At 32.7% G+C, this 12,272-nt stretch carries 12 protein-coding genes and 1 pseudogene; 10 read left to right on the top strand and 3 right to left on the bottom strand.

What is annotated here, in order from left to right:
- Window positions 1-75 precede the first annotated feature (75 nt).
- The gene (locus PB01_RS10125; RefSeq protein ID WP_151700100.1) at window positions 76-537 is read right to left on the bottom strand and encodes a nucleoside deaminase; all 462 of its coding nucleotides are present in this window, start codon (window positions 535-537) and stop codon (window positions 76-78) included.
- Window positions 538-829: 292 nt separating this feature from the next.
- On the opposite strand from PB01_RS10125, the gene PB01_RS10120 reads away from it, so the two are divergent.
- The 5 genes from PB01_RS10120 (at window position 830) to PB01_RS10100 (ending at window position 5,481) form a co-directional block, all read left to right on the top strand.
- Window positions 830-1,243 (top strand): GNAT family N-acetyltransferase, encoded by a 414-nt coding sequence (locus PB01_RS10120; RefSeq protein WP_151700099.1) that lies wholly within the window; start codon window positions 830-832, stop codon window positions 1,241-1,243.
- 88 nt (window positions 1,244-1,331) lie between these two features.
- Window positions 1,332-2,003: an AlkZ-related protein gene (locus PB01_RS10115; RefSeq protein ID WP_151700098.1), complete on the top strand. Its 672-nt coding sequence runs from the start codon at window positions 1,332-1,334 to the stop codon at window positions 2,001-2,003.
- Window positions 2,004-2,069: 66 nt separating this feature from the next.
- Window positions 2,070-2,630: an AAA family ATPase gene (locus PB01_RS10110; RefSeq protein ID WP_151700097.1), complete on the top strand. Its 561-nt coding sequence runs from the start codon at window positions 2,070-2,072 to the stop codon at window positions 2,628-2,630.
- Window positions 2,631-3,460: 830 nt separating this feature from the next.
- A complete protein-coding gene (locus tag PB01_RS10105) occupies window positions 3,461-4,111 on the top strand; it encodes a hypothetical protein (protein WP_151700096.1) in 651 nt (216 codons plus the stop codon).
- Window positions 4,112-4,443: 332 nt separating this feature from the next.
- Window positions 4,444-5,481, top strand: a complete 1,038-nt coding sequence (locus PB01_RS10100) for a hypothetical protein (protein WP_225985999.1) — start codon at window positions 4,444-4,446, stop codon at window positions 5,479-5,481.
- Between the two features lie 142 nt (window positions 5,482-5,623).
- On the opposite strand, the gene PB01_RS10095 is transcribed toward PB01_RS10100, so the two are convergent.
- Window positions 5,624-6,178, bottom strand: a complete 555-nt coding sequence (locus PB01_RS10095) for a helix-turn-helix domain-containing protein (protein WP_151700094.1) — start codon at window positions 6,176-6,178, stop codon at window positions 5,624-5,626.
- Window positions 6,179-6,287: 109 nt separating this feature from the next.
- Here PB01_RS10095 and PB01_RS10090 point away from each other — a divergent pair.
- A pseudogene (locus PB01_RS10090) lies at window positions 6,288-6,871 on the top strand (LysE family transporter).
- 119 nt (window positions 6,872-6,990) lie between these two features.
- Window positions 6,991-7,218 (top strand): DUF3888 domain-containing protein, encoded by a 228-nt coding sequence (locus tag PB01_RS10085; protein ID WP_225985998.1) that lies wholly within the window; start codon window positions 6,991-6,993, stop codon window positions 7,216-7,218.
- Window positions 7,219-7,448: 230 nt separating this feature from the next.
- Here PB01_RS10085 and PB01_RS10080 read toward each other — a convergent pair whose 3' ends face one another.
- Window positions 7,449-8,468 carry an NADH:flavin oxidoreductase/NADH oxidase gene (locus PB01_RS10080; protein WP_151700092.1) on the bottom strand — a complete coding sequence of 340 codons (1,020 nt, stop codon included), beginning with the start codon at window positions 8,466-8,468 and terminating at the stop codon, window positions 7,449-7,451.
- Window positions 8,469-8,646: 178 nt separating this feature from the next.
- Between PB01_RS10080 and PB01_RS10075 the strand changes: the two genes are divergently transcribed.
- The 3 genes from PB01_RS10075 to PB01_RS10065 all read left to right on the top strand — a co-directional run bounded on the left by PB01_RS10075 (window position 8,647) and on the right by PB01_RS10065 (window position 12,246).
- Complete coding sequence (locus PB01_RS10075; protein ID WP_151700091.1) at window positions 8,647-9,855, top strand: argininosuccinate synthase; 1,209 nt, start codon at window positions 8,647-8,649, stop codon at window positions 9,853-9,855.
- Complete coding sequence (gene argH, locus PB01_RS10070) at window positions 9,852-11,225, top strand: argininosuccinate lyase (RefSeq protein WP_151700090.1); 1,374 nt, start codon at window positions 9,852-9,854, stop codon at window positions 11,223-11,225. The genes PB01_RS10075 and argH overlap by 4 nt, the downstream gene beginning before the upstream one ends.
- A gap of 130 nt (window positions 11,226-11,355) precedes the next feature.
- Window positions 11,356-12,246, top strand: a complete 891-nt coding sequence (locus PB01_RS10065) for a PucR family transcriptional regulator (RefSeq protein WP_151700089.1) — start codon at window positions 11,356-11,358, stop codon at window positions 12,244-12,246.
- Window positions 12,247-12,272: the final 26 nt, after the last annotated feature.

The following is a 12,272-nucleotide window of genomic DNA, read 5'->3' as shown; positions in this document are numbered from 1 at the left end:
GCGTTCCTACAGATAGTAGGAACGCCATTATACTTTTGAGAATCTGGTTATGTGTGATGATCGCCTACCAATAAATTAATTGGAAAATGTATATCCTTCAAATACTTTTAGCCCTTCTTCATTTAAAACTTGTTCTACTATTGCAGGCTTATTTGGGCTTTTTTCGATAACTTCTTTACATGAAATCATTATATTACTTCCTGCAATTTTTGCCAGTTGGTCATGTGAAACACTATAGACTATTTTTCCTAAATTAGACCATACCATTGCTCCTGTGCACATTACACAAGGTTCGCAGCTGGTATATAAAGTATATTCACTAAGATTAAAAATATTGTTCTCAGAGCAATAGGTACGAATAAGCCCTATTTCAGCATGATGTGTAGGATCACAATTACTATTTATTTTATTTTCTCCATACATTACAATTTCGTTGTTTTTTACTAAGATAGCACCAAATGGTTCATTTCCATCTTTTCTAGCTTGTAAAGCCATTTTTATGGCCACTTCCATAAATTTTTCATCTTTATTTATCAATTATATGACCTCCAGTTCAATACTAGTATAACAGTAATATTACTGTACTGAACGAGAACAAAGTGAGGCTATCTTTACAATCAAATAATGTTTTCGTGATTTACATATATAAAAAGAAACCTTTTTCGATTGTTTTAATCGTAGGTTTGATTTGAAGAAAAAGGATTTAGAAAGCGAATGTAGAATAAAATGAAGTAAGTTCTTTTTTGGAGGAAGAATTTAGATATAAGAATGTTATTAGGGAGATTGCAAAGAATAAAAATAATGAATTTATTATGGGGGTTCCGAGGAAATGAATTTTAAGATTATTGAGGAATTTGACGAAAACCAATTAAAAGAAGTACATAGTTTATTTAAAAATGAATGGTGGACGAAAGAACGTCAACTTCCAGAAATTAGAAAAATGATTGAGAGCAGCGGAGTTGTAATTGGATTAATAGATAATGATACAGAAGAATTAATTGGATTTGCGAGAGCAATTACAGATACACTTTATCGAGCGTTTATATTTGATGTTATTGCTAAAGAGAATTCCAGAAATAGTGGTATCGGTACCATTTTAATGAACAGTATTTTAGATCACCCACTCGTTAGGGAAGTTGATAGAGTAGAACTATATTGTCCTGAAAGGCTAGTAGGATACTATGAGAAATTCGGTTTCTCAACAGATGTAAATGGAAGTAACTTAATGAGATATAAAAGGTGATTTATTCCAAATCGAGGTATAAACTTAATGCATGTAGTGCTACACAGAATATGAAGGTGTAATCTATATTAAAAAAGGAGGTAAAACCATGGAATATAAAGTAACAACGTATGAAGATGCCATAGATGTAATAGAAGAGATTGGAATACTTCCACTTGCACCTTTAATACCTAATTTTCCTTCTTTAAACACTATTACTTTGCCAGAAAATTGGCATTCTAAAACAGAGTTTGATCCTTGGATTTGGAGAACAAAATTTCCAACTGATGGGGTTGCGGCTTACGGTAAATTCATTAAGAAAAAATCGGTACTAGTTTCATGTCAGCTTCTTCCATATGTAAAAAGTGTCTTAGGTTATGCTGAATCGGTTGAGGAACGCTATTTTAGTGGAAACGTATCAAAAGAAGCACTTGATATATACAAATTAATTAGCCAAGAGGAAGGGATAGACACAAGGGCATTAAGAATAAAGGCAGGACTAAAGGAGAAGGACAAAAAAAGAATATTTAAGAACGCATTATTAGAATTACAAGGTTCAATAGACATTGTAATTTCAGGTATACAAGAGAAAAGAAATGAAGCCGGTGAAAAGAATGGGTGGAGCAGTACATCATTTGAGACGTATGATTCTTGGGCTGTTAGAAATAGAATAGACACTATAAATACAGACAAAGAAGAATCAAGTATGTATCTTATCTCCTTTTTTTCAAATATATGCAGTATTGAAACCCTAAAGAAAATTGAAAAAATATTTGCATAGTAAAGAAAGGAATTGGGGTAATTTAAAATTAGAAGATCTTTACATTACTGTTAGGAGGAAGCTACTATGAAAAAGTTTGTTTTTATATTTGGTCCACAAGCAGTTGGGAAAATGACTGTCGGTCAAGAACTAGCCAAGTTAACAGGCTTAAAGCTATTTCATAACCACATGACTATTGATTTACTAGAGCCACTATTCGGATTTAGTCCAGAAATGTGGAGATTAACGCACTTATTTCGACAGGAAATATTTCAATCATTTTCTAAAAGTGATCATTATGGAATGATTTTTACTAAAGTGTGGTATTTTAATAAACAAGAGGATTGGAATGATGTGGAAAACATGTGTCAAACTATGTCCTCTCAAGGAGTAGATATTTATTTCGTTGAGTTAGAAGCCAACGTAGAAGAAAGATTAAAACGAAATAGGACACCACATAGACTTGAATATAAACCAACTAAAAGAAATATTGAACAATCTGAACAACATTTATTAAGCACCGTAGAAAGTTGTAGGTTGAATTCTAAAAATGGTGAAATAGAAAAGGAAAATTATTTAAGAATAGATAACACTAATTTGAGTACGGAAGAAGTCGCTCAAAGAATAATGAGAGAGTTTCAATTATAGTTTTGTTGTTCAACTAACGTTACTTAGGTGAACACTGATGCCAAGAGCCAGTTTATATTGTTATTCACTAATGAAGCACGTGAGTTGAACAGAAATTTTTCTGATATTGGTGTGTAAAAAGAAGCAAAGAACGTGTATATATGTACACATATGAATCATTTGAAAGGTTAGGAGTATTCAATTTACTGAGACCAGTTTTTATTACATTTTTAATTATTTCCATGGTTTTATTTTTAGTAGTAATAATCCCTCGACACAAAATAAAATAATGAACGGTTTTACAGTTATCAGTATTTCAATAATCTCTATTGTGATGTTTAGTCAGTTTTTATTTTATGACGCAATTATTGTCGATGAGATTAACTTAGGAGGAGATGGGGCTTCTACTTATCTGTTTTTGACAATTATAGGTTTTAGTATAATCAACACTTATCTTTTTTTTAAGAGAAGTGAAAGAACAGAAAAATTAACCTCAATAACTCCCATGAAAATTAAAAAAATTCAAAAGCTGAAAATGAATATGACTAAAAGCACTCAGTGAAATAATGGGTTCTCTTAAGAACAAAACTGCAAAAAGTCAATAAAAATGTATAACCAAAAGTACTGCAATTGGTAGCAAATCTGTCATAAGATTTCTATCAAAAAGCGGTGTTTTTTTATTTCAGTTAATTGATTTTAGATATCAATACTAATTTTATAAAAAGGAAATCTGTGGGTTTGCTAGGAGTAAGTAAATAATAGAAAAACGGAACTTTTCAGTTTTTCTAACGTATTACAATTAACAAAAGATAATAATTTTAACGTTAGACAAATTATCAGGGGAGACTAGCATGTATAATAAACAAATCAAAAAAATAGGAGGCATCTTATACTTGATTAGTTTGTGTTTTCTGTTTGTAGGCTGTTCGGAAGAAAATCCTGAACTCCAAGAAGTAGTGGATGTTTCATCAGAAGATAAAAATAGAGAAGCAGTCCAGGCTGTTCTTGAATCTGAATTTACAGTTCCGAACGAAGAATATTTGGTTATTGTCAAAAATATTAATAAAAAAATGACCGAAATTGGCAGCAACACACCTGAAGCTAATGAAGTAAATGGAGTCGAAGAGTCGGGGGTTTCAGATGAATGGCTTGCCTACGAGGATTTAGTGAAAAAAATGTATGGACCTTACTTTATGGATTATGCCTTTGAAACCCTTATTTCTAATGCTATTGCTTTTAATTACCATTATGGTTATTTAGGCTTTGGCGAAAATGTTCGGTACGAAATGATAGTTAGTGATATACAAGTAACTAAAAGTGAGAATAATAACACACCCAAGTTTTACGACTTTACCGCTCAGGTAGAATATACGAATAATGCAGGTGAAGTTTCACAACACGAAGTAAAAGGAGCGGCAATTCTTTCTGAACCAGGAAAAATTGGGAAGTTTGAAATACGGGATGATGGTGGTTTAGGAGAAAAAGTATCAGTGGATCGGTAATACAAAATAATATTGTTATTAATTAATGAAAAATAATCCATTATGATTAAGGGGGAAGTTAATCAATGGGATGGTTAATTATTATCGCAATTGCGTATTTACCAATTATTTATAGAATCCATAAACGTCTTGATTATTTAGAGAAAGAGGTTAAAAGATTAAAGGGAGAGAATCACGTTTTTTAAGTAACTGGTAGCGATCCTGCTATAAGTGTTTTTTTTACAAAATGTCAGATTACTTGAAGTACAAACCGTTTTTAGAAAGGATAAATAGTAATAAAAGATAATGATCTGAAGAATGCTGTTGAGAAATTAAAAATAGAAAATATAAAGATGGAGCATATTTCGAAAATTGGTGAAGGTTCTTGGCATAATGTCTATAGAATAGAAAGTAATATTGAAGAGGATCTTGTACTAAGAATCAGGAAAAAGAAAGCATATGGGCAATTACAAGCATATAAAGAAATTGACTTGATTACTGAATATGAATCTTCAAAGGTTTATTACAACCAGGCTAATCAGTGTTCTTTTCCCATTTGTCCTTCTTTCTTTGACTATTTCCAGGAAGAATCACTAGTATTCACCGTAGAAAGCTTTATGGGTAAAGGAAAAATACTTCAATATCTAAGCGATTCTGAAGCATTTAAAATCGGAGAAGTGTTAGGCGAATTCTTTAAGGTTATGCACAGAAAAGATCCCGAAATACAGGGATTTGGTAATATTATATGGAACGGTAAAAATCTTGAAGGAAAGAAACAACAAGAAGTGAACTACATTTGGCAAAATGAAAATGACTTTTATTTAAGTATATTAAATAGTTTGACTACGTCTGATTTAACATTTAATCGCGAAAAAGTAGTAAATAAGTTATTAAACTTAATTGAAAACAGACGAGAAAACCAGCAAAAGATATCATTAGTCAATCAAGATGTAACTCCAGAAAATATAATCCTTAATTTAGATAATGTTTCTATAATTGACCCTTTTCCAAAGTTAGATTTCGATTTGAAATATGCTGGGTATTTTGTTTTTTGTTACAAATTCCTTCTTCCTGCCTATTCTAATGCACCAAGATACCGAAAACATGCTTATAATAAAAATTCTAATATATTGAGTAGAATTGCAGACGGTTTTATGAAAGGTTACATAAGTGATAATGTGAATTTGTATAAATGTTTATTGGACGAATATATCTTGTGGACATTATTAGAGGCTCATGAACACTATGAAATATTAAATGAAAGTGAATTGAACCCTAAGACACTGCAACAAATGGGTGATAAGGACATGATTATGAATAGATTAACATTATGTTTAAATGAATTAGAAAATTTATCTTTAGATAATTCCTTCACCTTCTTCAACAACTGAGAGCTTTAGCGGAAGAACTAGGAGTTGTTAATACAGCTCTTTTTTCTTATGTAAATAATATTCTGTTTAGATTAATAGGTTCACTGTAACAAAGTTACAAATAAAAACAGAAGAAAAACCCGATTCTTGTGGAACGGGTTTTTTAGATTGGATAATATAAGATCATACTTAATCGAGTTAATGTTTCTCCTGAATTATGATAGGTATGTTGTCTGTCAGCCTTGAATCTAATAGAATCAGCATTTCTTAGTGTATATTCCATGTTATTTACACGTACAGTTAGTTCTCCTTCAAAAACCGTTATGAATTCTTCAGTTCCTTCTCTGTGCGAATCAGCGCTTAAGAATCCACCTTTTTCTATCTCGACTGAATAAACTTCAATGCGCTTATCATCTTCAAAGGGAAAGTTGGGATAGACTCGATATTTTCCATTGTCTTCAGATAATGCTTGAATTTCGCTTCTTAAAATAATTTTTGTATCTGGCTGCGGACTATTTATTAGTGAGGTAAAAGAAATTTTTAACCCATTGGCTATTTTCCAAATAGTTGTAATGGTAGGGCTAGATTCACCCCTTTCTATTTGGCCGATCATCGTTTTACTAACTCCAGTTAATTCTGCCACCTTTTCAAGACTTAATTTCTTACTTTCTCTAAAGGCTCTTAAGTTTTTTGCAATGATAAGATTTATTTCTTCCATAAACACACTCCTCTTTTACAATATAACGACTGTATTGTACAATAAAAAGTAATTCGTTATAGTGTCTATTTTAGTCATTATAACATACAATGCGGAAGGGGAGTTCAATTTGCCTATATTATCGTTTTTGCTATATGTTTTTGTTACAAGTTTTACACCAGGTCCCAATAATATTATGGCAATGTTATTTGCTAACAAATTCGGGTTAAAAAAGACAATCGGATTTTGTTTAGGAGTGGGTGCAGGTTTCTTTGTCATCATGTTATTGAGTACCTATTTTAATCTTTTACTTGAAAATTTCATTCCTAAAATTGAATTTATTATGACTATTTTAGGTGCAATCTATATGTTGTATCTGGCAATAAAAATAATTACTAGTAAAAATAAAAATCAGAACAATAAGGGAGATAAAAATAACAGTTTTTTAACAGGTATGCTTTTACAATTCATCAACCCGAAAGGTATATTATATGGCATAACTGCAACATCAACTTTCATCCTACCGTATCATACTTCACATTTCAGCTTACTATTTTTTTCGCTATTTCTTGCTTTTGTTGGTTTTATGAGCACCTTCAGTTGGAGTATGTTTGGATCGATTTTCAAACGTTCTTATCAACTTATAGAAATCAGTTTAATATAATTATGGCTGTATTATTAGTATATACTGCATTTTCTATTCTTATAAAATAATACAGGTTTTTGAAGAATATATAGTGATTAAAAGGATATGTTGCTTCTTTCTTATAATTTTGTTTACTTTTCCAATTAGTAATTTAGCAAGTTCAGAAGTCACAGAAGCTGGATGGATAATGAAAGATACTTATGCAACAAGTGAGGATATTTTATTAACATTAATAGAACCAGACATCAATACAATGATAAAAGAAAAATACGGAAAACAAATGAAGTGGGAAGTCTCTAAAGTTTTAAAAGTTGGTTTAATCGTGGATCATACTAAAAAGGAATCTGAATTTTGGTATAATGTAAAGTTGGCAGTTAGACTTGAGAATGAAAAAGATGATAGCAATGGTAATTAGTTGGATTTAATAGATATAAGAATAGATGTTCCAAATCTTTACTCTAGAGATAGGTATGAAGAAGGAAATTCAAAAATGAAGATATCGCTTATTGAATATACTCAAATAAAAGCAGTTGAGAATGAATAAAATCTTTTATAAAGCTTACCAAAATAAAGGACTTTCTAAAGTAAAAAGTAAACCACCCAATTGCCAAACTAGCAATAGGTGGTTTACTATTCTCTGCTTTATTAAAATCCTCTTTTATAGGGTGTTGGCGGGACTGTTTTACCGGTAATCACTTCTTCAGCATGAAGTGCCCAATACGGATCCTTTAACATACCTCTTCCAATAGCGACTAGATCAGCTTGGTCTTTTTCGATCACTTTTTCGGCAAGATTCGGATCTTCTAGTATGCCTACTGCAATCACTGGTACGTTTAATGCTTCTTTGTATGCTTCAGCAAACGGAACTTGGTATCCGGGAGTATTCGTTGGTTTTATTTTACCTGGAGTTGCTTCACCACCACTTGAAACATGGAATACATCAACTCCTGCATCTTTATACTTTTTAGCAATTTCTAATGAGTGCTCCAGTCCGTATCCATTGTCCATATACTCAACAGCTGATATGCGGAATAGGAGTGGCATTTCTTTAGGCATAACACTTCGAACTGCTTGAATTACTTCTACTCCAAATTTGGACAAGTCTTTTCCGTATTCATCGGTTCTATTATTAATCGCTGGTGAGTGGAATTGATGAATTAAATATCCATGTGCTCCGTGGAGTTCAATCGTATCGAATCCTGCTAATACTGCACGCCTTGCAGCATCTTTAAATTTTAAAATCATTGCTTGAACTTCTTCGGTTGTTAGAGCTCTTGGTATCTTCCAATCTACATCTACAGGAATTTCAGATGAGCCAACAGGTTGCTTAGCATCTGTTGCTTTTCTACCGGCATGTGCAATTTGAATTCCAATTTTCGCATCATATTTATGTACTTCATGGACGATTCTTTCATATGCAGGAATTTGCTCATCTGACCATAAACCTAAATCGAAATCAGTAATTCTCCCATCTGGCTCAACGTCAGTCATTTCTAGAATAATAAGTCCTGTTCCTCCAACTGCTCTAGAAACATAATGTACATAATGCCAATCATTTGGGGCACCATCTTTTGCCTCTACTGAATACTGACACATAGGGGCCATTACAATTTTATTCTTTAATGTAAGTCCTTTTAGTGTAATAGGCGAAAATAAATTTGACATTTCAACACGCTCCTTTCTTCTATTATCTTTTTATCTTTAGATGAAATCAATAAAACTGTTTGTAATAGAATTTACTCCTCATAATTATAAATTAATAGTTGTATTTATGCATCCAGCGTGTTACATTTTGTATATTAATACTAAATATACGTATAATAATACATTGGAGGAATATTAAATGAATAAAAAAATCGTTTTAGCATATTCAGGTGGTCTAGATACTTCCGTAGCAATTACATGGTTGAAAGACGAGGGATATGACGTTGTTGCAGTCTGTCTAGACGTCGGAGAAGGCAAAGATCTAGAATTCGTAAAAAACAAAGCACTAGAAGTTGGTGCTATTGAAAGTTATATGATTGATGCAAGAGAAGAATTTGCGAATGAATATGCATTGATTTCTTTACAAGCTCATACATGGTACGAAAATAAATACCCACTTGTTTCTGCACTATCTCGTCCGTTAATTTCTAAAAAGTTAGTGGAAATTGCAGAACAAACTGGAGCAACTGCTGTAGCTCATGGTTGTACAGGTAAAGGGAATGACCAAGTTCGTTTTGAGGTTTCTATTAAAGCATTGAATCCAAGTTTAGAAGTAATTGCACCCGTTCGTGAATGGAGCTGGAGTCGTGAGGAAGAAATTGCATACGCAAAAGAAAAAAATATTCCCATTCCAATTAATCTAGATAGTCCATTCTCTATTGACCAAAATCTTTGGGGACGTGCAAGTGAATGTGGTATTTTAGAAGATCCATGGGCAGCACCTCCAGCAGATGCATACGATTTAACAGTTGCATTGGAAGATGCTCCCGATACTGCAGAAATTATTGAAATCGAATTTATTAATGGTGTTCCAATTGCGCTTGATGGTGTGGAATACAAACTATACGAATTAATATTAAAATTAAATGATTTAGCAGGGAAACACGGAGTTGGTCGTATCGATCACGTAGAAAACCGTCTTGTCGGGATTAAATCACGTGAAGTATATGAAATTCCAGGAGCTCATACATTACTTCTTGCACATAAGGAATTAGAAGATATTACACTAGTAAAAGAATTGGCTCACTTTAAACCAGTAATGGAGAAAAAATTGACGGAACTTATTTATGAAGGTCTTTGGTTCTCTCCATTAAGAACTGCTTTAGAAGCATTCTTAAAAGAAACACAAGTATATGTAAACGGTACAGTTCGTGTGAAATTATTTAAAGGACATGCAATTGTAGAAGGACGTAAATCACCGAACTCTCTATATGATGAAAAACTTGCTACTTACACAGCAGACGATGAATTTAACCATGCATCAGCAGTTGGATTTATCGAACTTTGGGGTCTTCCAACTAAAGTTCATGCGATGGTGAATAAAGGAGCAGGGAAGGTGAAAGCATGACCAAACTTTGGGGCGGAAGATTTCAAAAATCAGCAGAACAATGGGTAGATAAATTTGGAGCATCTATTAGTTTCGACCAAACATTAGTAATGGAAGATTTGGATGGAAGTATTGCGCATGTTCAAATGCTTGGAGACTGCAATATTTTACCTGCAGAAGATGTGCAGAAGATTTTAGGTGGACTTGTACAATTAAAAAAACGCGCAGCAGAAAATACATTAGAGTTTACTGTTGCAAATGAAGATATTCATTTAAATTTAGAAAAAATGTTAATTGATTTAATTGGTCCTGTCGGTGGTAAATTGCATACTGGTCGCAGCAGAAACGATCAAGTAGCAACTGATATGCACCTATTTTTGAAAAATAGAGTAGCAGAAATCATCGAGTTGATCGAGCTTTTCCAAAAAACAATTGTGGCACAAGCAGAAATCCATGTGGAAACACTTGCACCTGGATATACCCATTTACAACGTGCACAGCCAATTTCATTTGCTCATCATTTAATGGCATATTTTTGGATGCTTGAAAGAGATAAAGAACGCTTTAATGATTCTATAAAACGTATAGACATTTCTCCACTTGGAGCTGGTGCGCTTGCAGGAACTACTTTCCCAATTGATCGTAAGCTTTCTGCTGAGTATTTAGGTTTTGCTCAAGTATATGCAAATAGCATGGATGCGGTAAGTGATCGAGATTTCATCGTAGAGTTTTTAAGTAATTCTTCTATGTTAATGGCGCATTTATCCAGATTTGCAGAAGAAATTATTTTATGGTCAAGCGCAGAGTTTAACTTTATCGAACTCGATGATTCGTTCTCTACTGGTTCAAGTATTATGCCTCAAAAGAAAAACCCTGATATGGCCGAGTTAATCCGTGGAAAAACAGGTCGTGTTTATGGGAACTTGATGGGCTTATTAACTGTCATTAAAGGATTGCCTCTTGCTTACAACAAAGATTTGCAAGAAGACAAAGAAGGTATGTTTGATACGGTGCATACAATCGTTGGATCGTTGAAAATATTTGAAGGCATGGTTCGTACAATGAATGTCCATACAGAGCATCTTCGAGATACAGTACACAAAGACTTTTCAAATGCGACAGAGCTTGCCGATTATCTTGCGGCAAAAGGGGTTCCATTCCGTGAAGCGCATGAAGTAACAGGAAAGCTAGTATTATTATGTATCCAACGTGGGTATTTCTTATTAGATCTTCCACTAGAAGATTTGCAAGAAGCAAGTAATTTATTCAATTCGGATATTTTCGATGTATTATCACCACTAGCTGCTGTCAAAAGGAGAAATTCCTTTGGTGGAACAGGTTTTGAACAAGTACAACTCCAAATTGAAGAAGCAAAGAAATGTTTAGCATAATAAAAACTGTAGACACTCGTTGATTACGATGTTGTCTACAGTTTTTTTATCTATCTAAAAATGAATATGGTAACATTATGATAGATACAATTATCTATTAAAACCCTTGGTAAACGAAAGAGGTGTTTCAATGATCAATCATTTAAGAAAAATATACCCTTCACTACGTATATATATAGCGGGAATTGATGATTTAGATAGTAACTATAAATGGTTTACGACAGATAAAAATGAGATTATTGGGATTTGTGAAGAGGAATTAACCGCCAAAGATATTTCGTTATTAACTACTTTTTTATTACCTCATCATATACAATTTCCAATTCCTACGTTGGAAGAAAAAAAGTGGCGAGAAGTAGTTTATTCTTCTGAATCAAATGCTCACGTTGAATTCAAGTCGAGTAATTCTTATCGTTTTGTTTATTTCTCCATCCAAAAGAATCAAATTGACCCTATTTTATTCAAAGAAGTGATACAGGAGCTTTTTGCCAAACAAGTATCTATTTTGTGGGAAAATGGACATGAAGGGGTCATTATAGAAGAACAAACAATCTATGAAGATAGTATATCATTCGAACAGATTATCGATATACTAATGAGTGATTTATATGTGAAAATCAACTTCTTTGTCGGTCCTTTTAAGAAAAGTTTGAAGGATGTAGCACAGCACTTTCAATCATTAACAAATGTAGCCAAGAAAGTATTTATCTATTCGAATAAGACTGTAGTAACGTATATTGATGCATTACCATTTCTACTTATTAATCAAACTGAACCTGACTTACGTACCGATATAAGTCAAACTATTTTACAAGAAACACTGACGGATGAAGAAACACTGAAAATGATCGAAGTGTTTTTTCAATGTAATTTAAATATATCAGAGACTTCAAAATTTTTACATATGCATCGAAATAGTCTTCAATATCGATTAGATCGCTTTTTTGAAAAGACGGGAATTGATGTACGACAATTTCACCATGCAATGACCGTTTACTTAGCATTATTATCAAGAAAATGAACTTGTTTTAATTCCCTAAATTCTTC

This window comes from Psychrobacillus glaciei (assembly GCF_008973485.1).
GTDB classification, from domain to species: domain Bacteria; phylum Bacillota; class Bacilli; order Bacillales_A; family Planococcaceae; genus Psychrobacillus; species Psychrobacillus glaciei.
Note: the sequence above shows the minus strand (reverse complement) of the source record. Positions and strands in the feature narration are given on the sequence as shown.